Source organism: Lentzea pudingi (assembly GCF_014646255.1).
Lineage (GTDB): Bacteria > Actinomycetota > Actinomycetes > Mycobacteriales > Pseudonocardiaceae > Lentzea > Lentzea pudingi.
The window spans coordinates 288,398-307,146 of sequence record NZ_BMNC01000008.1; the positions used below are offsets into that span (position 1 = coordinate 288,398).

The 18,749-nt window shown below is 69.3% G+C and carries 22 protein-coding genes and 1 pseudogene; 9 read left to right on the forward strand and 14 right to left on the reverse strand.

Translation table 11 applies throughout. The features are described from left to right. Position 1 precedes the first annotated feature (1 nt). The gene (locus tag IEY88_RS27775; protein WP_189157785.1) at positions 2 to 907 is read right to left on the reverse strand and encodes a trypsin-like serine peptidase; all 906 of its coding nucleotides are present in this window, start codon (positions 905 to 907) and stop codon (positions 2 to 4) included. Between the two features lie 97 nt (positions 908 to 1,004). On the opposite strand from IEY88_RS27775, the gene IEY88_RS27780 reads away from it, so the two are divergent. Genes IEY88_RS27780 through IEY88_RS27805 form a run of 6 tightly spaced genes read left to right on the forward strand, consistent with a single transcriptional unit; the run spans position 1,005 to position 6,868 of the window. Continuing rightward, complete coding sequence (locus tag IEY88_RS27780; protein WP_189157841.1) at positions 1,005 to 1,685, forward strand: response regulator transcription factor; 681 nt, start codon at positions 1,005 to 1,007, stop codon at positions 1,683 to 1,685. Next, positions 1,678 to 3,354, forward strand: coding sequence for a sensor histidine kinase (locus IEY88_RS27785; RefSeq protein WP_189157786.1), 1,677 nt, complete (start codon positions 1,678 to 1,680; stop codon positions 3,352 to 3,354). The genes IEY88_RS27780 and IEY88_RS27785 overlap by 8 nt, the downstream gene beginning before the upstream one ends. Before the next feature lie 40 nt (positions 3,355 to 3,394). After that, positions 3,395 to 3,934 carry a hypothetical protein gene (locus tag IEY88_RS27790; RefSeq protein ID WP_189157787.1) on the forward strand — a complete coding sequence of 180 codons (540 nt, stop codon included), beginning with the start codon at positions 3,395 to 3,397 and terminating at the stop codon, positions 3,932 to 3,934. After that, a complete protein-coding gene (locus IEY88_RS27795) occupies positions 3,931 to 4,953 on the forward strand; it encodes a peptidoglycan-binding protein (protein WP_189157788.1) in 1,023 nt (340 codons plus the stop codon). Before IEY88_RS27790 ends, IEY88_RS27795 begins: the two co-directional genes overlap by 4 nt. Then, the gene (locus IEY88_RS27800) at positions 4,950 to 5,624 is read left to right on the forward strand and encodes an ABC transporter ATP-binding protein (protein WP_189157789.1); all 675 of its coding nucleotides are present in this window, start codon (positions 4,950 to 4,952) and stop codon (positions 5,622 to 5,624) included. The genes IEY88_RS27795 and IEY88_RS27800 overlap by 4 nt, the downstream gene beginning before the upstream one ends. Before the next feature lie 44 nt (positions 5,625 to 5,668). Continuing rightward, on the forward strand, positions 5,669 to 6,868 hold the full coding sequence (locus tag IEY88_RS27805; RefSeq protein ID WP_229693829.1) for an ABC transporter permease: 1,200 nt from the start codon (positions 5,669 to 5,671) through the stop codon (positions 6,866 to 6,868). Positions 6,869 to 7,029: 161 nt separating this feature from the next. On the opposite strand, the pseudogene IEY88_RS45570 reads toward IEY88_RS27805, so the two are convergent. From IEY88_RS45570 to IEY88_RS27825, 4 genes and pseudogenes are all read right to left on the reverse strand, one after another. Next, positions 7,030 to 7,239 (reverse strand): annotated as a pseudogene (locus tag IEY88_RS45570) (Imm53 family immunity protein); the annotation flags it as partial. Between the two features lie 113 nt (positions 7,240 to 7,352). Beyond that, positions 7,353 to 7,718 carry a hypothetical protein gene (locus tag IEY88_RS27815; RefSeq protein WP_189157791.1) on the reverse strand — a complete coding sequence of 122 codons (366 nt, stop codon included), beginning with the start codon at positions 7,716 to 7,718 and terminating at the stop codon, positions 7,353 to 7,355. A gap of 112 nt (positions 7,719 to 7,830) precedes the next feature. Continuing rightward, positions 7,831 to 8,109, reverse strand: a complete 279-nt coding sequence (locus IEY88_RS27820; RefSeq protein ID WP_189157843.1) for a DUF7336 domain-containing protein — start codon at positions 8,107 to 8,109, stop codon at positions 7,831 to 7,833. Between the two features lie 88 nt (positions 8,110 to 8,197). Beyond that, a complete protein-coding gene (locus IEY88_RS27825; protein ID WP_189157792.1) occupies positions 8,198 to 8,458 on the reverse strand; it encodes a PIM8 family immunity protein in 261 nt (86 codons plus the stop codon). A 246-nt stretch (positions 8,459 to 8,704) separates the two neighbouring features. On the opposite strand from IEY88_RS27825, the gene IEY88_RS27830 reads away from it, so the two are divergent. After that, positions 8,705 to 9,118: a MarR family winged helix-turn-helix transcriptional regulator gene (locus IEY88_RS27830; protein WP_189157793.1), complete on the forward strand. Its 414-nt coding sequence runs from the start codon at positions 8,705 to 8,707 to the stop codon at positions 9,116 to 9,118. On the opposite strand, the gene IEY88_RS27835 is transcribed toward IEY88_RS27830, so the two are convergent. Beyond that, positions 9,115 to 10,053 carry an NmrA/HSCARG family protein gene (locus IEY88_RS27835; RefSeq protein WP_189157794.1) on the reverse strand — a complete coding sequence of 313 codons (939 nt, stop codon included), beginning with the start codon at positions 10,051 to 10,053 and terminating at the stop codon, positions 9,115 to 9,117. The genes IEY88_RS27830 and IEY88_RS27835 overlap by 4 nt on opposite strands. A gap of 33 nt (positions 10,054 to 10,086) precedes the next feature. Beyond that, a complete protein-coding gene (locus IEY88_RS27840) occupies positions 10,087 to 10,470 on the reverse strand; it encodes a winged helix-turn-helix transcriptional regulator (RefSeq protein ID WP_189157795.1) in 384 nt (127 codons plus the stop codon). 86 nt (positions 10,471 to 10,556) lie between these two features. Between IEY88_RS27840 and IEY88_RS27845 the strand changes: the two genes are divergently transcribed. After that, entirely contained in the window at positions 10,557 to 10,946 is a 390-nt protein-coding gene (locus IEY88_RS27845) for a RidA family protein (protein ID WP_189157796.1), read from the forward strand. Here the strand turns inward: IEY88_RS27845 and IEY88_RS27850 are convergent. From IEY88_RS27850 to IEY88_RS27860, 3 genes are read right to left on the reverse strand one after another with little or no spacing between them, the layout of a single operon-like run. After that, positions 10,943 to 11,374, reverse strand: coding sequence for a hypothetical protein (locus tag IEY88_RS27850; protein ID WP_189157797.1), 432 nt, complete (start codon positions 11,372 to 11,374; stop codon positions 10,943 to 10,945). The genes IEY88_RS27845 and IEY88_RS27850 overlap by 4 nt on opposite strands. After that, positions 11,371 to 11,736, reverse strand: coding sequence for an SPW repeat domain-containing protein (locus IEY88_RS27855; protein WP_189157798.1), 366 nt, complete (start codon positions 11,734 to 11,736; stop codon positions 11,371 to 11,373). Before IEY88_RS27855 ends, IEY88_RS27850 begins: the two co-directional genes overlap by 4 nt. 42 nt (positions 11,737 to 11,778) lie before the next feature. Beyond that, complete coding sequence (locus tag IEY88_RS27860) at positions 11,779 to 12,555, reverse strand: heparin lyase I family protein (protein WP_189157799.1); 777 nt, start codon at positions 12,553 to 12,555, stop codon at positions 11,779 to 11,781. A gap of 138 nt (positions 12,556 to 12,693) precedes the next feature. Between IEY88_RS27860 and IEY88_RS27865 the strand changes: the two genes are divergently transcribed. Continuing rightward, positions 12,694 to 13,725, forward strand: a complete 1,032-nt coding sequence (locus IEY88_RS27865) for an FAD-dependent oxidoreductase (RefSeq protein WP_189157800.1) — start codon at positions 12,694 to 12,696, stop codon at positions 13,723 to 13,725. Here the strand turns inward: IEY88_RS27865 and IEY88_RS27870 are convergent. The 4 genes from IEY88_RS27870 to IEY88_RS27885 all read right to left on the reverse strand — a co-directional run. Next, on the reverse strand, positions 13,718 to 14,143 hold the full coding sequence (locus IEY88_RS27870; protein ID WP_189157801.1) for an LIC_13387 family protein: 426 nt from the start codon (positions 14,141 to 14,143) through the stop codon (positions 13,718 to 13,720). The two genes, IEY88_RS27865 and IEY88_RS27870, sit on opposite strands and share 8 nt — an antisense overlap. A gap of 96 nt (positions 14,144 to 14,239) precedes the next feature. Further along, entirely contained in the window at positions 14,240 to 14,875 is a 636-nt protein-coding gene (locus IEY88_RS27875; protein ID WP_189157802.1) for a DedA family protein, read from the reverse strand. Between the two features lie 233 nt (positions 14,876 to 15,108). Continuing rightward, positions 15,109 to 16,182, reverse strand: coding sequence for a S1 family peptidase (locus tag IEY88_RS27880; RefSeq protein WP_189157803.1), 1,074 nt, complete (start codon positions 16,180 to 16,182; stop codon positions 15,109 to 15,111). Between the two features lie 8 nt (positions 16,183 to 16,190). Next, positions 16,191 to 18,749: AbfB domain-containing protein (locus tag IEY88_RS27885; protein WP_189157804.1), on the reverse strand; the 2,559-nt coding region annotated here is incomplete at its 5' end.

Genomic DNA, 18,749 nt, shown 5'->3' on the forward strand with positions numbered 1-18,749 from the left:
GCTAGCTCCACTGCGCGCGGTGGTACAGCGGTGCCGTGATCTTCCACGAGAACTGCGGCCCGCCCAGGTGGCGTGTGCACTGGCCGATCGGGCACTCCTGGCCGTTCGCGTCCTGGAAGAAGCTCTGGGTGTTCACGCCCACCACCGCTTTCCCGCTGATCCTGGGCCCGCCGCTGGACCCGCCGCCCATGTCGCACGGCACGCCCCACAGGTTCTCCCCTGGGCTCCCGGCGTTGAGGGCGGGGTCGCCCCAGCACTGCGCGAGCCGCTGACCGGTGAACTCCGGCCTGCCCTGGTGACCGGGCTGTCCGGCCGCACGCGGGTAGCCGTACTCCCGCGCGAACCGGTCCGCCGGCCGGTCGAACGCGATGGTCTCGCTCACCGGGGACGGCTTGTCCAGCACCAGGAACGCCTGGTCGTATTCGGACTGCTGGTCGTCGGTGATCCACGCCTGGTTCACGATCGCCCTGCGCACCACGAACTCGCCGAACGGCCGGCCGCCGTCGCGGAACCCCGGCACGAACAGCATCTTGGTGTGCCACCTGGGGTCGAAGCCCGCCAGGTTCGCCGTGTGGACGCAATGCCCGCCGGTCACCGCCGTGCGCTTGTTAGCGCTCACCACAACGGTTGCCGTGCAGCTCGAGTCGTCGCCGTCGCGGTCGACGAAGAACAGGCGGCCGATGGTGCGGCTGGTCGGGGCGGGGGCGCCGGTCGGGTCGTCGACGGCGGGCGTTCCGGGTGGCGCGGACGGTCCGGCCGGCATCGCCGCGATCCGTTCGGGAGTCCAGTAGGACGTGACCCCGGCCGTGTCTAGATCGTGCACGACCACGTCCGGACCGTCGGGAGAAGCCGCCGCCACGCCCGGCACGCCGAGGAGCAGCAACGCGACCACGCTCAGTATTCGCATGGGGCCGACCGTGGCAGCCAGTTGTGAGGATCCTGTGCGGAAGGAGTCCTCATCCCGTGCGGCGGCGGCACGAGTGACTATGTTGCGACGCATGGGCATGTGCGTGCTGGTGGCCGAGGACAACGTGATGCAGGCCGACATGCTCGGGCGGTACCTGCGCCAGGAGGGTTACCGGGTGCGGATCGTCCACGATGGAGCCGCCGCGCTCGACGAGGTCCGCCGCGACCCGCCCGATCTGCTCGTCCTCGACGTGATGATGCCGAAGCTCGACGGCCTGGAGGTCGTGCGGACGTTGCGCAACGAGTCGGACGTCCCAGTGCTCATGCTCACCGCGAAGTCCACAGAGGACGATCTGCTGCACGGGCTCGACCTCGGCGCCGACGACTACGTCACGAAGCCGTACAGCCCGCGCGAACTGGTCGCGCGCGTGCGCACGTTGCTGCGGCGGGTCCAGCGCCCGGCCGCGAACGGCATCACGCTCGGTGAACTGAGGGTCGACGCCGACCGGCACGAGGTGGAGGTGCGGGGTGGCGCGGTCGAGTGCACCGCGTCGGAGTTCCGGATCCTGCACACGATGGCGGTGAGTCCCGGCCGTGTGTTCAGCCGCGCCCAGCTGCTCGGCGCCGTGCACGGGCTCGACGGGTACATCACCGCCCGCACGATCGACGCGCACGTCATGAACCTGCGCAAGAAGATCGAGGTCCACCCGCGCAAGCCCGCGTACCTGCTGACCGTGCACGGCGTCGGCTACAAGCTGGTGGACGGTTCCGGTGCATAGCGTGCTGGCGCGGCTGCTGGCCGCGTCCGTGCTCGTCGCCCTCTGCTCGATCACCGCGACCGCGTGGCTCGCCGCCCAGAGCACGTCTACCTCGATCAGGCAGGAGCTCGGCAACGCGCTGGCGGGGGACGCCGCGACCTACCAGAAGCTGATCACGTTCGCCGTCGGGCACCGCGACTGGAACGGCGTCGCGCTGCCGCAGGGCCGGAGCCGGCTGATCCTCACCACGTCCGACCGCAAGGTCATCGCGGACACCGGCTCCGGCCTCGACCCGGCCCAGCTGCCCGCCCTGCCGTCCGCGGTGGTCGACCCGCTGGAGCTGGACCTCGCCCTGGCCCCGGACTCCCCCGCCGACCGGATCGACGCGCGGATCGCGGGCCCGTTCCAGCTCACCGCCCGCGAGAAGGCGAGCCTGGCCGAGGACGCACAGGTGTTCCAGACGCGGTGCCACAGCGCCCCGGAGCAGCTGAGCACGGAGACCACGGCCTGGGGGCGTCCGATCGTGAACGTGGACAGGACGACCGCCGCACCCACCACGTCCTCGTGCGAGGAGATCGAGACCCGGCTGAGCACGCTCACACTCGGCGAGTCCGCCGCGTTCAACGACCTCGGCGTGCGCATCGACGACTGCCTGCGCCAGCGCGGCCTGCCCGCCGAGCAGCTCAGGATGAACGCGAACTGGCAGCCCGTCGCGGCCAACGCCGAGTGCCTCGCGCACGCGCGCCGGACCCAGCTGCGGCCTTTTGTGGCACCGCCCGCGCTGCTGTTCGTCACCGACCCGGCGGGCAGGACCACCCAGGCGACCGTGGTGAACTTCGACGTCGGCCGGGTCGTGCTGGTGGCCGCGATCGTGCTGGTCCTGACCGTGGGCGTCAGCGTGCTGGTCGCGTTGCGGATGACCAGGCCGTTGCGCACGCTCACCGCCGCCGCCGAACGGTTGCGGCACGGCGACGACGCGCAGGTCGACATCCGGTCGCGCAGCGAGATCGGCCAGCTCGCGCGGGCGTTCAACGACATGGCGGCGCACCGCGCTCGCACCGACGCCCAGCGCAAGGCCATGACCAGCGACATCTCGCACGAGCTGCGCAACCCGCTCGGCACGATCCGCAGCTGGCTCGAGGGCGCGCGGGACGGCCTGGTCGAGCTGGACCGCACGACGCTCACGTCGTTGCTCGACGAGGCGCTGGTGCTGCAACACCTCATCGACGACCTGCAGGACCTCGCGCAGGCCGACGCCGGCGAACTGCGGCTGCACCCCGAGCCCGTCGACCTGCGGGAGCTGTTCGACCAGCTCGTGGCCGCCCATCCCGGGCTGGTCGCCGAAGGGGGTGGGGTGGTGACCGCGGACCCCGTGCGGCTGCGGCAGATCCTCACGAACCTCGTCACGAACGCCTTCCGCTACACACCCGCGGACGGCACGGTCCGGCTGTCCGCCGAGGACGGCCGGATCGTCGTGAGCGACACGGGTTCCGGCATCTCCGCCGAGGACCTGCCACACGTGTTCGACAGGTTCTGGCGCGCGGACCGCTCGCGCACCCGCGACACCGGCGGCAGCGGGCTCGGGCTGGCGATCGTGCACGCACTTGTGAGCGCTCACGGCGGCACGATCACAGTGGAGAGCGAACCTGGGCGCGGGACGACGTTCACGATCACGCTCCCGGCACGCTGAGCGCACATCTTCCTCACAACCGCCGGGCAGCATCGCCGCCATGAACCCCAAGCTGTTGATCGGTGCCGCCGTGCTGCTGCTTTCCGCGTGCAGCCAGGCCGCGGCCCCTCCCTCGAACGTCGCGTCCCTGCAGCCGTCCGGGGTCGTCGTTCCGTCCTCCAACGCCGCTGCGCCGCCGTCCGACGGTGAGCAGCCTCGTTTGCGCATGGACATGACGGAGGAGGAGAAGAAGCGGTTCTACGACGCGCACACCGCGTGCCTCGCCGAGAACGACCCGAACGCGACGGGCACCGGCCCCGGTCCCGCAGGTGCCCTCCGGCCCGCGCAGTACAGCGACGAGGCGTGGAAGGCGTGCGCCAAGAAGTGGCCGCTGCCGCCGTGGGAGATGGACTCCGACAACCCGACGTTCAAGGACAACTGGCACAAGAACGTCCAGTGCCTCAACAGCCGCGGCATGAAGGTCATCGAGACCGAGCCCGGCAGCTGGACCTACGACGGCGAGCAGACCCTGCCGGAGGAAGAACGCCGCAAGATCGAGAAGGACTGCGAGCAGGAAGTGTTCGGCGGAGGACGTAAGTGAAGAGGTGGATCATCGGCGGGGTCGTCGTGGTGGTCCTGGTCGCGGGCGTCGTGGCGCTCACGTGGACGCGCCGTGCTCCCGCGCAGACCGCACCGACCCCGGCACCGAAGACCGTCGCCGTGGTGAAGACCGACCTCTCCGACGTGCGGGAGTTCAAGGCCACGCTCGGTTTCGGCGCCTCGCAGGAGGTGACCGGACGGCGGCCCGGCACGCTCACGTGGCTCCCGGCACCTGGTAGGTCCGTCGACCGCGGCGCCGCGCTGTACAAAGTGGACAATCGGCCGGTCTGGTTGTTCTTCGGCGAGACACCGTTGTGGCGCAAGCTCGACAAGGCCGGTCTCAAAGGTCCGGACGTGAAGATCGTGAAGGACAACCTGGGCGCCCTCGGGTACAGGCTGGGTGGCGCCCCGGACGAGCTCACGCAGGCCACCGTCGACGCGGTCAAGCGGTGGCAGAAGGCGGAGAAGGCCGAGGAGAGCGGTGTGCTCGACCCCGGTGACGTCGTCGTGCTGCCCGGGAAGGTCCGCGTCGAGGCGGTCACCGCGAAGCTGTCGGCGTCCGGCGAGGGTCCGCTGATGAGCGTGACCGCGACGGGCAAGGCCGTCGACGCCTCGATCGACGCGCGGCAGGCCTCGGTGTTCACCAAGGGCCTGAAGGTCACCGTGGTGCTGCCCAACGGCACCGAGACCACCGGAACCGTGCGATCCGTGAGCACCGAGGCGAAGTCCGAGAAGAACGGCAACGGCGAGGACGTCCCGGTGATCGCCGTGGACGTCGGCCTCGACACCGAGGCCGGCGAGTTCGACTCGGGCCCGGTGCGCCTCCGGTTGACCAGCACCGCGCGGAAGGGCGTCCTGACCGTGCCGGTGACCGCGCTGCTGGCGTTGCGGGAGGGCGGTTACGCGGTGCAGACGGCACAAGGACTCGTGGCGGTGAAGACAGGCCTGTTCGCGGGCGGGCTCGTCGAGATCAGCGGCGGTGGCGTCAGCGAGGGCATGCAGGTGGTGACGACGTCGTGACCCCGGTTCTGCAGATTCTCGACGCTGTCAAGGAATACGCGGGTGGCGTGCGCGCGCTGGACGGAGTTTCCCTTACGTTGCAAGCAGGTGAGGCCGTCGCGATCGTCGGCCCGTCGGGTTCGGGCAAGTCGACGCTGCTCAACCTCCTCGGCACCCTGGACCGCCCGTCGAGCGGCACGGTGATGCTGGACGGGCACGACATCTCCACGCTGTCCGACCGGCGGCTGTCCGCGTTGAGAGGGCGGCGGATCGGCTTCGTGTTCCAGCAGTTCCACCTCGCGGACGGCCTCACCGCCATCGACAACGTCGCGACGGGCCTGCTCTACGCCGGCACCCCGCGCAAGTGGCGGACCGCGATGGCGACCGAGGCGCTGACCCGCGTCGGCCTGGGGCACCGCCTCCGGCACCGGCCGCACGAACTGTCCGGTGGTGAACGCCAACGCGTCGCCATCGCCCGTGCCGTGGTGAACCGCCCCGCCCTCGTGCTCGCCGACGAACCGACCGGGGCGTTGGACACGGCCACCGGGCGCGCGGTGCTGGACCTGCTGCTCGACCTGAACCGCGAGGGGACGACGCTCGCGGTGATCACGCACGACCGGGAGGTGGCGGCCAGGTTGCCGCGGCAGGTGGAGATCCGGGACGGCCGCATCCGCGCGGAGGTGCCGGCGTGAGCACCCCGACCCGACCCCCTCGCCACCCGGACCGGGGCAAGCGCGTGAACACCACGCCCCGCGACGTCAGACCCACCAGGCTCGGCCTCGCCGACCTCCTCCTGCTCGGCCTCTCCCCGCTGCGGACCAGGCCGATGCGCGCGGTGCTGTCCGCGCTGGGCATCTCCATCGGCATCGCCACGCTCGTCGTGGTCACCGGCATCCCGGCGTCGAGCCGCGCCGCGCTGATGGAGGAGTTCGCCGCGCTGGGCACCAACCTGCTGCGCGCCGAGGCCGCCACCGGCCTGAACAACGAGCCCGCCTCCCTGCCGCCGGACTCCACCGCGATGGTCGAGCGCATCGGGCCCGCCCACGACGTCAGCGCCGTCGCGAACACCCACGCCGTGATCCGCCGTTCCGACCGGATCCCGGACTCGGAGACGTCCGGCCTGACAGTGCTGGCGGCCAAGCTCAACCTCCTGGACACGCTCAACGGCCGCGTCCGGACGGGCACGTTCCTCACCGAGGCCACCTCGGCGTTCCCGACTGTCGTGCTGGGCGACATCGCGGCGGCGAGGCTCGGCATCACCGCCCCGGACACCCAGGTCAGGATCAACGACACGTGGTTCACGGTGATCGGGATCCTCGCTCCCCTGCCACTCGCACCGGAGGTCGAACGGTCGGCACTGGTCGGCTGGGAGTCGGCGCGCGGACTCGGCTTCGACCACCGGCCCACCGTGCTCTACCTGCGCGCGGACGAGCCGGCGATCGACGACGTGCGGGCGGTGCTGCCGCAGACCGTCCACCCCGAACAGCCGTCGCAGGTGCGGGTCAGCCGCCCGTCCGACGCGCTCACGGCCAAGCGGCTCACCGAGAACACCTTCTCGGCGCTGATGCTGGGCCTTGCCGGGGTGGCGTTGCTGGTCGGTGGCATCGGGGTCGCGAACACGATGGTGATCTCCGTGCTGGAACGCAAGCGCGAGATCGGGCTGCGCCGGGCGCTGGGCGCGCACAGGGGCCAGATCAGGACGCAGTTCCTGACAGAGTCGGTCGTGCTGTGCGTGCTCGGTGGGGTGGCCGGTGTGTTGTTGGGGCTGACAGCGACCGCCGGGTACGCGTGCGTGCACAACTGGCCCGCGGTGATCCCGGTGGAGATGGTGCTCGCGGGGCTCGGGGCGGCCGTCGTCACGGGAGTGGTCGCCGGGGTCTACCCGGCGGTGCGGGCGTCGCGGCTCACTCCGACGGAGGCGCTCGCCGCGCCGTGAGAATCACCGAGAACAGATGCCGACGAATATCACCGCTGCTACTTCGGTCGCGCAACGGGTGAACGGCCACCAGTCGCCCGGAAACAGGCTTCGCCGCCGCACAACGCCGTCTCGCCGGGAGGAACTGGAGAAGGGGCTCGACGCGAACCGCCGGAACCCGTTCACCGCTTCGTCGAGCGAGTGCTGATCGCAGGACGACTCGTACCGCTCGCCGTCCGACGACGCCCAGACCCACCGCCCGGCACCGCCTTCGTCAGGGCCAGGACGCGTCCTTCGAGGCCGGTGTCCACCAGGTCGGTTACGACGTGCCAGCCGGGATTGTCCAGCGTCGTGATGCGCACGCCGAACTCGTGCTCCCAGTCGCCGTCGCACTGCTCGGCGTATCACCGCTGGAAGAAGTCGAACGGGCTCTCGGCATCCGGCATTCGGGTCCTCCCCGCCAGGACTGGTCTTCGGCGAACGTGCCTGCCTCCCGGCGCACCTGTCAGGTGAAGAAGGGGAACAGGCGGACCGCTGCCCTGCCCGCGACCACCTGCACCAGTTCCCCGTCTACCGTCGTGTCGCCGTCGGCCACCTCCACGGACACCAGCGACCCCGCCACCTCGAGGTACGTCGCGCCGTCTTCCGTTACCCGCCACCGCCCCGCGAGCACCACCGACGTCCCGTCGAGCCGTACCGCGGCCGCGCCGGCGGGGCGGGGGCCGACCTCGCCGTCGACGTCCACCTCCACGCTGTACCGCAGACCGACCTCCGGCGGCTCCTCCGCCTTCCACACTCCCGCACCGGTACCGGCTCGGCAGCGGAACGACACGAGACCGTCCGCACCGACAGCGGACACCTCGATCCTCATACCGCAGTCCTTCTCACCTAGGCCGGCCACGCAACACGAGACCGTCCGCACTCGCGACGGCGACAGGCGGGTTCCCACGAACGTCCGTGGGGAGCCCGCCCTTCACGTACCGTCAGACCGTGGTGAACCCTGTGGTCCACTGGTCTTCATCCAGCGTGTACTCGTCGATGTGGAAGCACTCCGGGTCGTCGCGGAACCCCGGGAGCTCCTTGGCACGGTCGATCCACGCCATCGCGTTCTCCCGCGAGGAGTAGACGCCGAGCATTTTCACGTCGTCGCCTTCCTCCTCGTCGGCCGAGAACTCGCCGGCAGGACCGAAGTGCCTGACCGCCCCGCTCTCGTCCTCGGCCACGTGGTGCACGTGCCAGAGCAGGAAAACCCGATCATTCATTCGACTCTCTCCCCCAGCTTCCGGCACGGTCCCGACGACCGAACCGGCTTCCCGCTGTGACAACGGGGAGCCGACCGTGCGGTAAAGCCTAGATCTTCTCGATCTGGAAGTCGGCGCACCAGAACGAAGCGACGTCGTTGCCGGGATCAGTCACCTTGAAGGTGACTCCCTCCCAACCCGCGTCACCCATGTCCACGATCTGCAGGTCGATCGGGAACCCGCTCTCCTGGCGGAACACGAGCTGCACCACCCCGTCGAAGCACAACGCGACGCGCTCAGCTTCGGAGGATCGAGCTTCCACTCTCAGCGACACCCGACCTCCGTCGTCCGCGATGACAACTCGGCTCATCCGCCAAGAGGCTCACCCAGCCGCGGATCCACTTCCCCACCACGGACGTCGACGCGTCCGTGCGCGAGGTCGCCGAACTCGGCGGCAAGAGCGACGACGTGCCGGACGTCGGCCGCATCACCCGCTGCTCGGACGACCAGGGGACGCCGTTCAGCCCGTACGAGCCGCAGGCCTGACCGTCCGAGCGACGAGCCGGGTTCGTCCGTCCTCTTCGGACCCGGCCGCGACCGGGTTAACATCATCCGCATGCCAGACGTCGGCGTGCTCTCCGCGCACCTGCTCTCGGGGTTCCAGAAGGAACTCTTCACCCGCCTCGCCGAGGCGGGCCACGAGCACCTGCGCCCACGTCACGGCGCCGTCATGGCCTACATCGCCACCGACGGCACGCGGGCGAGCGAACTCTCCGAACGTTCCGGCCAGCACAAGCAGGTCGTCGGCACGCTGATCGACGAGTTGGAGAGCCTCGGCTACGTCACCCGCCGCCCCGACCCGGCAGACCGCAGGGCGAAGCTGGTCGTGCCCACCGACCGCGGGCGCGACCAGATGGCGCAGGCCAAGCGGATCATCGCCGAGATCGAGGGACGCTTCGCCGGCCTCGTCGGCGCGGACCGGTTCGCCGAGTTCAAGAAGGTGTTCGAGGAGATCGCGCGCGGCTGCTAGCCGATCACGATGTCCTCGCGGTGCGCGGCGAGGAACTCCTTGAGCGTCAGCCAGTTCGGCACGAGCTCGCGCGTCTGCGTGATGTCGCGGCGCGGCAGGATGTGCGTGTCGAACTCGGCGTAGTACTGGAACATGTTCCCGATCTCCACCGCCTCACGGAAGCCGAGTGCCCGAAAGTCTTTGTGGGACAACGGCTCGTACGTGACCTCCTCACCCAGCACGTCGCTGAACGCCTGCGCCACCTCCTGCCCGGTGAGGTGTTCGACGCCCAGGCCGATCGTCTGCCCGATGGTCTTCTCCGGCGCCTTGAGCACGCTCACGATCGCCTTGCCGATGTCCTCGGCGGCGATCCCGGAGATCCGGCTGTCCCCCATCGGCAGCGAGAGCTTGAGCTTTCCATCCGCCGCCCGATGCGGCGCCATGCCCTGCAGCAAGTTGTTCCAGTAGAACGACATCCGCACGTACGTCGTCGGCAGCCCGGCCTGCTCGAACAACGCGTCCGCCTCGCCACCCTTCACGTCGAAGTGCGGCACCTTGTACTTCTCGTCGAGCGTCGGCATCCTGTCGTCGTCGAGCGAGATCACCTCACGCGTGTCCTCCAGCGTCGACCACACGACGTGCTTGACGCCTTCTGCGGCAGCGACGAGGTTCCGCACCTCTTCGAGTTCCTTGGCGGCCGACATGTGCGTGAAGAACGGCGTGACCAGGTACGCGCCGTACGCCCCGCCGAACGCCTTCCGCAGGCTCTCCACGTCGTACAGGTCGGCCTGCACGACCTCGGCGCCCAGCGCGGCGAGCTTCTTCGCCGCAGCTGACTCGGGGTTGCGGGCCAATGCGCGGACCGCGAACTCACCGTCGGCGAGCAGCGCCCGTGCCACCGCTCCGCCCTGCTCGCCGGTCGCACCCACCACAGCAATGATCTTCTTCTCGCTCATGCCATCCACCATATAGTCACCAACAGGTGACTATCAACCGATGTGACCAAATCGTCGGCGAGCGTCCTCGATGTCGCCGAGGTACCGGGTCGTCCAAGCGCACATCGCGTCCACCGTCGCCCGCAGCGCCTGCCCCGGCTCCGTCAACGTGTAGTCGACCCGCGGCGGCACGGTCGGATGCACGAAGCGGGACACCAACCCGTTGCGCTCCAGCAACCGCAGGTTCTGGGTCAGCATCTTGTGACTGATCCCGTCCACCTCGGTCTTCAACTCCGTGAACCGCTTGGTCTCGTCTCCGATCGTCTCGACGATCAGCAGCGCCCACTTGTTGGCGATGTCGGAGAAGATCTCGCGCGCCAGCGAGTCCGCACGGGCCAGATCGCCGCTGAGCTGCTTGCTCACCTTGAGGTGCCTCACTCTCGGAAAAGTGCGTTCTTCCAGGTCAGCGTTCACTCTCCTACGGTGAGCGAGTAACCACAAGAGAGCAAACAGGAGAACCCGCAATGCCCGTCACGCTCATCAACCCCGACGCGCTGCCGCAGATCGACGTCTACCACCACGTGGCCGTCGCCAGCGGCACCAAGACGATCTACCTGGCCGGGCAGGTCGCCTGGGACTCGGCGCCCGACCTCGCACTTCAGACCGAGCAGGCCTATGTGAACGTGCACACCGCACTCAAGGCCGCGGGCGCCGGCTTCAAGGACCTCACACGGGTGCGCGTGTACGTCCCGAACTGGACGCCGGACATGATGCCGGAGCTGTTGAAGGGCATCGAGAACGCGATGAAGAAGGTGGGCGAGACCGCGACGCCGCCCGCCACGTTGATCGGGGTGGCGTCGCTGGACGTGCCCGAGCACCTGGTCGAGGTCGAGGCGACAGCGGTGATCGACTAGGCCGAGCGGAACTCCACCAGGCCGTCGACCACCGCGACCACGGCGACGCTCCGGCCGGCCGGGCTGTGCCGGTCGGGGCCGTGCTCCGGGAGACGGGTCTTGTGCACGCGCACACTCGTGTCGTAGGCACGGACGTGCTGCGGGCACTCGCAGCCGCCCGCCAAGTACACCGGGCAGGTGAAGGCCGTGCGCACGAGGTCGACGTCGGCGGTGGAGAGGATCGCGGACCAGACCATGACCTCGTCCTCCTCGCCGAAGACGACGAAGCCGTCGTAGCTGAACGATCTCAGTTCGCCGACCGAGCACGCGCGGCAGTACAGGACGCGGGTGTAGTCGTGTGAGCGTTCGTACGGACCGGCCTCGTGGACGTTGACCACGAAGTCCTGCTGGCCTTCGCAGATCAGGCAGAGGTCCGACCAGGTCCTCATCTGCGGAGGCTCATCAGCAGGGCCAGGCCGGCCGACAGGGCGATGAGAGCGCCCACGACCAACTGGTTGAGCCAGACGATGGCAGTGCCGCCGTCCGAACGCATCAACGCGACCACGATCAGCCAGCCGGCCAGCGCGATCGTCACCGGTCTGATGAGCGGCACGTCCAGCGGTGCCATCGCGCGGACCATGCCCAGCAGCATGATCACGACGGCCAGGCCCATGGACACCCAGTACGGCCGGAACGCGTGCAGCGACGCGCCGAAGTGCAGGACCGGTGGTGCGGCGATCAGCCACACGCCCGCCAGAAACGCGGCTACACCGGCCCTGCTCTCGGCAGTTCGTCCGTGAAGATCCCCCACACGAGTGATTCTCACCTCTGGACGGCCCGGAGGGAACACCCACTATTCGTTCCGGTACGCCTTCATGTTGCGCAGCAACAGATAGGTGTCCTGCAGTTGCGCTGAGTCGTTGACGCTCCGGTAGATGCCCCACTTCGGATGCGCCTGGTCACCGCCCAGCCACGTGTCGAAGCCGGACCGCGAGGCGTTGACGACCGTCGTGCCGCCGTCCTTCAGCGAGTAGCGGAGGCTGCCGGAGTCGGCGACCTTGATCTCGATCTCGACGTCGATCCACCTGTTGCGCAACGGCGCCAAAGGCGTGCTGCCGAGTTTCGCCTGGCCCGCGCCGAACAGTCGCATCTCGACGGTCTCCACCGAACCCGAGCGGAACAACGACATCGTCACCACGGGCGAGTCCACGCCGGTGTGCTTGACCTGGAAGATGTGCGAGAAGCTGGTGGTGCCCTTCAACGACGTGGGGAGGTACATCTGGTAGTTGAAGCGCCAGGTCTCCCCCTTCTTCATGTCGTGCCGGGTGCTGCCGGTCCTGATCCCGCGCACCTCGTTGCGCTGCCGGTCGGAACCGTCCCGATCGGACTTGTGCATCACGAACCGGTACTGGTTGCTCTCGGCGAAGATGTGCGTCGCCGACGGGTGCGAGTTCGAGCGGTCGTCCTCGATGCCCGCGAACGCGCCGAGGCCCGCCGAACCGGGGTTCGGGGCCCATTTCTGCACGAACGCCATCGCACCCACGTCAGCTGATGCCACACCCGCGGCCAGTGGCGTGACCGCGAGGGCGAGAGCTCCTCGCACAGCGGTGCGGCGGTTGAACAACTCCATCGGTGTTCCTCCTCGAACCAGGGATTCGAGGCAGCGGTAGGCACACCTTGCCACAGTTGTGGAGGAACGGTGCAGATCCGGTGAAGGTGTTGCCGCGGACGAAAATCCGGCGGACGTTCGGATCTAGCGTGGACGTCCATGGACACCGTGGACGTGCTAGTCGTCGGCGCCGGGCTGGCCGGCCTCACCACCGCGCGGCTGCTGGCGGAAGCAGGCCTCGACGTGGCCGTCTGCGAGCGCAGGACCAGCCTCGAGACCGGCATCCGCACGACGGGGATCTTCGTCCGCCGCACGCTCGAGGACTACGACCTGCCGCACCTCGGTCCCGCGGTCCGGCGCGTGCTGCTCTACCCACCGTCGCACGAGCGCCCGGTGGAGCTGGTGAGCGATCGCGACGAGTTCCGCGTCGGTGACATGGAGGGCGTCTACGCGGCCGCCGTCGAGGAGGCCGAACGGGCGGGCGCGCGGGTGAACCTGAACTCCAGCTACCCGGCGAGGTCCACGAGGGCCCGCTTCACCATCGGCGCGGACGGCGCCCGGTCGACGGTCGCGAAGAACCTCGGCCTCGACGTCAACCGGCAGCTGATCACCGGTATCGAGGAGGTCTACCCGGTCAGCACCGGCTCGACGCCGACGTTCCACTGCGTCGTCGACCCGAGGCTCGCCCCCGGCTACATCGCCTGGGTCATCGACGACGGCGAACACGCGCACGTCGGCCTGGCGGGCCGCGCCGACCGGTTCACCGCGCCGCTCCCCCAGCTGCTGCAACGGTTCCGCGACAGCTTCCCCGCACCGGAGCCGGCCGGCCCGGTGAAGCGCCGGGGCGGGCCGATCCCGGTCGGCGGGCTGCTGCGCAGGATCGTGTCACCGCAGGGGTTGCTGGTCGGCGACGCGGCGGGCGCGGTCTCGCCGCTCACCGCGGGCGGGCTCGACCCGTGCATGCGGATGTCCGAGCTCGCGGCCTCGGTGACGTTCGACTACCTGCGCAGCGGCAACAAGTACGTGCTGGAGCACTACGACGGCGCGGCGATGCGACGGCGCTACCTGCTGCGGTCGCAGCTGCGGCGTGGCCTGTCGCTCGTCAGGAGCCCGAGCGTCGCGGAGTTCGCGTTCACCTTGCTGCGCTCGGCACCCGGCAGGGCCGCGGCCAAGCAGATCCTGTTCAACTGACCGTCAGGGCTCCCCTTCGGCCAGCGGCGACGAACGCGTGCCCGAAAGCCAACACGGCCACCGCGAACAGCACGATCGGCGGCGAGGGCAGCAGGAGCAGCGATACCGCGAGCAGCACCAGCGACGCACCGAACCCGAGCCCGGCCAGCGCGCGCGGCACCGGCCCCGCCTTCGCCACGACCAGGCAGGCGAGACCACCGAAGACAAGAGCGATCGACATCACGACGTTGATCCCCAGGTTGACCTCGTAGAGCGTCCGCTGGACCCCACCCAGCGCGAACTCGACCTGCTTCGCCGCCGCGGTGGCACGTTCAGCGGCAGGGTCCGCGTCGCCGAGCGCCATGACCCCCATGATCGCCAGATGGCCGGTCCCCGTCGCGATCCACGCCCACGAGCCGATCCGAAACGTACTGGGCATCGCGCCCACCCCCTCCACGAACGGAACATACGCAACCGTATGTTCCGCACGCCGGGCAAGCGCGTCAACTTTTCCTGACAGAACAACGCTTTCTTCTCAGCCGACTTTCTCCAACTCGACCGGAGCAGCCTGCTTGCGGCGGCGCAGCACGACGATCACGCCGATCACGGCCGCGACACCCAGCACGCCCCACATCGCTCCGTTGAAGACCGACTCGATGTACTTTGCCGAGGCTCCGGCAGTCGCACCGATGCCGATGTGCAGTGCCGACCAGCACACCGCGCCCGCGACCGAGGCGGGCAGGAACCGCCGGTACTCGAGCTTCGACGCCCCCGCCGACGCCGGCACCAGGGTCCGCACGACGGGCATGAACCGGGCGGCGAACACCGCCCAGGCGCCGCGGCGCCGCAACAGGTCGCCCGCCTTGTCCCAGTGCTGCTGCCCCACCTTGCGGACGATCCTGCTCTCCCGCAGCCGATCGCCGTACCTCCGGCCGAGGTAGTAGCCGATGCTGTCACCGGCGATCGCGCACACCGTGACCACGAGCCACATGGTCAGGAACCGCGGCACGGTCGTCACGGTCGTCGAGGCCAGCAGCAGGGCGCTCTCGCCCGGTGCCAGGAAGCCGACACCGAGCGTGCACTCCGCCAGCGTCAACGCACCCGTCACCGCCAGCACGGCGGGCTGCGGCAGACCGGCCAGCCCTTCGAGGGCATCGGTCAGGAAGGACATGAACTCCCCCAGAGGAACGTCAGAACGTCCGGGACAGTTCACAAGGACGGGCCCTACGCCCGCATCGGCCCGTGGTCTGACGTGGCAGTAGTCCTCAGGGGTAAGGGAGAACCCCCAGAAGTAGAGGATCTCCCCGTCAGGTGACCGCGAGAACCGGCCAGTTGAAGCACTTCAAGAGTTCGAGGTCCTCCGCCGGGAACGTGGGGTGTGCACGTCCCCGGCGGAGGCTTTGATCAGGCGGTCAGGAGCGTCAACCCGTACGTGCGAAGGATCTCGTTGACGGGCTGGAACCAGGTGCGGCCACCGCTGGAGCAGTTGCCGTAACCGCCGGACGTCACGCCCTGCGCCTGGTCACCGGTGATGAACGAACCGCCGGAGTCGCCGCCCTCGGCGCACACCGAGGTGCCGACCATCTCGTAGACCGCGCCCTGCTGGTAGTTCACGGTCTCGTTGCGGCCCTGGATCACGCCGCAGTGCCAGTGCGTGGTCGAGCCCGAACGGCACACCGAGGTGCCGGGCGGGGCTTCCCACGAACCACGCACCAGGGCGTCACTGGTCTGGCCCCAGCCGAGCACGACGGGCACGTTCCACCAGCCACCGCCGGTGCGCACCCAGCCGTAGTCGTTGGTGGGGAACGAAGAGCCGACGAACTCGCCCTGCCAGGACCGGTCCCAGCCGTAGACGTTCCAGGCACCGACGTTGCAGTGGCCCGCGGTGACGTAGCCGCCGTGCACCGAGAAGCCGATCGAGCACCGGACGTTGCCCGTGTAGAACGGGTCGCCGCCGACGGTGCCGGCCGCGAAGGTCTGCGGCTTCTGAACGCCCGCGGTGTTCACGACGACGTCCTTGGGCAGGGCCGAGACATCGGCACCCGGCAGGGCGTCGACCACCACGGCGCCGCGCTGGACGTCGACCCGCCACGCGGCGACGTCCTTCGGCACCGAGCCGGCCTTCGACAGTCCGTCGATGCCGGACTTCACCGCGTTCAGGGACGCGAGGGTCTTCGTCCGCAGCACCGGCTGGGCACCGGCGGCGCGCACCGCGTCGACTCGGGCGGGGTCGGTGACGGCCACCTGGAGCTTGCCGTCGGCGTACCAGCTTCCGCCGTACGCCTGACCGGCGGCCTGTTCGGCGGCCGGTGCGATCTTCAGGGCGATCTTTTCCGCTCGGATGCGGGTCAGCGCCTCGGACCGGGTGATGCCGAAGTCGCGGCTCATCGCGTCGACGACGTCCGCCGACGCCGTCACAGCAGGGATTGTGATCGTGCTCAGCACGATCGCGGACACGGAAACTATTCGTAGCAGCATGTTGTCTCCTACGGGGTCCAGGGCGAGCTGACGGCCCAGCTCACGTCCTGGTTGTACGAGGCAGGGTTGTCGTACGTGTGCGCGCCGCCGTTCGAGGCGACCCAGACCTCCTCCTGGTAGTGCCGGATGTTGGTGCCGAGCTCGTTGACCGATTCGAGCCGGACGCCGCCGGTGCCCTGTTGCGCGCAGAACGTCGCGTCCCGGCGGAACAGGTCGGTGTTGTCGTTGGTGCCGAGGCGGACGCGGAAGTCCGCGTGCCGCAGGAACTGGCCGGAGATGTTGCGGGACTCGAACGAGTAGCAGGTCGGGTCGGCGAGTCCGCGCCGCACCACGAACGTCGCATCGGCCTTGGTCAGCGCGTCGCTCGTGCTCGTCACGACGTCCGTGCGCGCCAACGAGTCCCGGTGCCGCAGGTAACGGTCGGTGAAGCCGGGGGTGGTCACGCGGAACGAGCGCGCCTGGTCCAGCGGCAGGTCCGCGCCGCTGCGCCACAGGCCGGTGCCGATCGCCCACGTGGTGTCCGCGGCGAACGAACTCGCGGTGTCCCAAGGGTTCGGGCCGCCCGAGCGCGCCAGGTAGACGCCCTCGTTGTAGTGCCGCACGAACGACCCGCGCACGTTGAACGACTCCAGCGCGGTGCCGCCGGAGCCTTCCCGCGCGCAGAACGTGGCATCGGCGGCGATCGTGCCGTTGTTCACGTCCGTGCGGATGCGTCCGTTGCTGTGCCTGAGGAACTGGCCCGGGTAGTTCCTCAGCTCGAACGAGTAGCAGGCCGCGTCGGCGAGGCCGGGACGTGCGTGGAACGTGGCGTCCAGCCTGCCCAGGTCCGTGCTGATCAGGTCGGTGCGGGCCAGCGAGTCCTGGTGGCGCAGGTACCGGTTGGTGTAACCGGACGTGGTGACGCGCAACGACACGACGTCGTCCGGGGTGATGGCCGTGCCACGGGCGACCGCGAGGACGCCGAGGTTGACGGCTCGCACCCGTGACTCGGTCATCTTCAGCACGCGCCGGTCGTAGGTGTAGAAGCCGTTGACCTCGTTCTCCACGTCGTACGGCTCGGTGTAGACCATCGCGGACAGCCCACGCGTGTGGACGAGCCGCTGGACCTGCTTGATGACCTCCTCGTACCGCTTGGTCAGCGACGCTTCGTCCGGGTACAGGGCGCCATAGGCGAATCCGGCGCCCGGCTGGTACTCGTGGCCGACGACCCGGCGGCCCAGACCACCGAACTCGCCGAGCATCGCGACCCGGTTCGCGTCGGGTTGCCGGGTGTTCGCCGAGATCTGGTAGTGGTGGTCGTCGATGACGTCGCCGTTGCCCGGGTCGGGATCCGAGACGCAGCAGTTGGAGCCCGAGTTGTGGTTGATCAGGCGGGTGTTGTCGATCGACCGGACCAGGTCCACGATGCGGCCGGCGTCGTACTCGCCCCAGCCCTCGTTGAACGGCACCCACTGCACGATCGACGTGATGCCCTTGAGCTGGTCGATCATCCGGCGCAGCTCGGACTCGAAGTTCGCGTGCGAGTTCGGCGCCTCGTCGATCGAGTCGACGGACGGCATGTCCTGCCAGACCATCAGCCCGAGCCGGTCCGCGTGGTAGAACCAGCGCGCCGGTTCGACCTTGATGTGCTTGCGGACCATGTTGAACCCCAGCGCCTTCTGGCGTTCGAGGTCGAAGCGCAGCGCCTCGTCGGTCGGCGCGGTGTAGATGCCGTCCGGCCAGTAGCCCTGGTCCAGGGTGCCGCTCTGGAAGACGAACTTCCCGTTGAGCAACGGCCGCATGACGCCGCCGACCATCGCCTTGCCGAGCGATCGCATGCCGAAGTAGCCCGTCACGGCGTCCCCGCTCGCCAGCGTGACGCGCAGGTCGTAGAGGAACGGGTCGTCCGGCGACCACAGCCGGGCGTTCGGTACGGGCACCCGCAACGAACTACCGGTCGTGCCGGTCTGCCGGCCGACGACCTGCCCGCCGCTGAGCACCTCGGCCGTGACCGGCTGGCCCGCGGTGCCCTGCACGACCAGGTCGAGCGCGCCCGCGCCGACGTTCGGTGTGGTGTCGAGGCGCGTGATGTTCGCGGCCCGCACCGGTTCCAGCCACACCGTCTGCCAGATGCCGGACGCGGCGGTGTAGAAGATCCCGCTGGGATCGCGGCGCTGCTTGCCGATCGGGTACCGGCTGCCGTCGACCGTCGAGGTGACGCCGACGATGATCTCGTTGGTGCCTGCCGTCAGCGCGGAGGTGATGTCGAACGAGAACGCGTCGAACCCGCCGGTGTGCGTGCCGACCTGCCTGCCGTTGACCCAGACCCTGCTCTCCCAGGTGACCGCGCCGAAGTTGAGCTTGACCTGGCGGCCGTTCCACGAGGACGGAACGGTGAAGGTGCGCCGGTAGAACATGTTGTCCTCGTGCCGTTTGATCCCCGACAGAGCGGACTCGATCGGGTACGGCACGAGCACCCCCTCGGCCAGCGGACGGCCGATGGGCGGGCTGTTCAGGTTCGGTGCCCCGGCGAACTCCCAGACACCGTTGAGGTTCTGCCACTCGGTGCGCACCAGCTGCGGGCGCGG